Source organism: Gordonia sp. NPDC003422, assembly GCF_053588675.1.
On record NZ_JBSFQL010000071.1, the window covers coordinates 1 to 1511 of the forward strand.

A 1511-nucleotide genomic window follows, 5' to 3' on the forward strand; every position below is an offset into this window, starting at 1 on the left:
GGGTGGGTGGGGGTGTGGTGGCGGGTGTGCTGTTCCAGCGGCTCGCCCGTATCGGGGTGATAGGTCCAGATCCAGGTCGACGCCGCCCCGGCCGGAACCTGACCGCGCGCAGTGTGGGCGATGTTGGTTTGGGCCACCACATCATCGCCATCCCAGCCGAACACCACCGTGTCCAACAAGCGTCCATCAGCGGCCGTGTGCGTTTTCGACACCCGACGCCCGAACGGGTCATACCCGTAGCGCCATGTGCTGCCATCGGCACACACCACCGTGCGGATCTGCCCGGCACTGGTGTAGGTGAAGCGGGTGACCTCCGGGCCCCGCGACAACCGGTGACGGCGACGCTGCACCAACTGGCCCGCCGCGTCATACACAAACCGATCCCGACCGATCCGGGTGATCAACGTGCCCCGCCGCGACACCCGACGATCCCCACCCGTAGCTGCCGGACCCGCCACCGGCGACGACGCCACCCCAACGGTAGGCAACCCACCCGACACCGAGTCCAACAGCCCAGCCGGCGTGTAGGAAAACCGTTCGGCCACAGCAGGTCTGCCGGTAGGTGTGCAGGCGGTGATGCGGCCGGTCGCGTCCACCTCGACGCCCACGGGGCCGGTGACCGCGTCATCGCAACCCACGACATAGGAGTCGCGGCGATACGACCAGCGCCGCCGGGCCACCGTCGGCCGGACCGCGGGACCGGAGTGTGTGCCTTCGAGATCGGGTGCCTGCCCAGGCATGCTGGTGGTGACGGATTGTTCGATCAGCCGGTCACGTACATCGAAACGCTGCGCCAGATGGGCGCGCGCACCCATCGCACGCGAGATTTCGCGCCCGGACCGGTCGTAGCCGAACCGCAATCCATCCACCACACCGGCACCCGAACCGGTACCGGCGTGCTGGGCGGGGTCACCGTCTGAGGTGTCGGCGTAGGTGGTCACCGTCGACAAGGTGCCACCGGCACTCCACCCATACTGCGACACCCACCGGCCGTGCCCGGCAGCCACAGCGGCAGCCGGCACCTCGACGGTGCGGGTGGCGCGACGCCCTATTGGATCAACATGCCAGCGGCTGACGATACCGTTGATGCTCTCCCCGATCACCGCACCGGACGCGGGATCACGCTCAAGATCGACCACCGCATCAGCGTTGGCAGCCTGCACCAGTTCCCCGGCCCGGTTGAACCGAAACTCGGTGCGCCCGTCCACCTCCGAGGAGGTGGCTACGATCCGGCCGGCCGCGTCATAGTCGGTAGTGGTTTCGCGCCCCAACGCATCCATGCGGGCCACAACACGCCTGGCCACGTCCACCCGATAGGTGGTGTGTGCACCGTTGTAGTCGGTCTCGCCGATCAATCGGCCGGCCCGGTCGTAGTCGAATCGCCACACCAATCCGTCTGGGTTGGTGACCTCACGAGGGGGTGTCAGATGGTCTGTGTAAGTCCAGTGCTCATCAGTGAGAGGACAATCTATGAGCATGGCGTTAGACGATAAGCAGCACGACGACGGTCA

At 66.8% G+C, this 1511-nt stretch carries 1 pseudogene; it reads right to left on the reverse strand.

The features are described from left to right. Positions 1-1388: pseudogene (locus ACWDTF_RS24800) on the reverse strand (hypothetical protein); the annotation flags it as partial. Between the last annotated feature and the right edge of the window lie 123 nt (positions 1389-1511).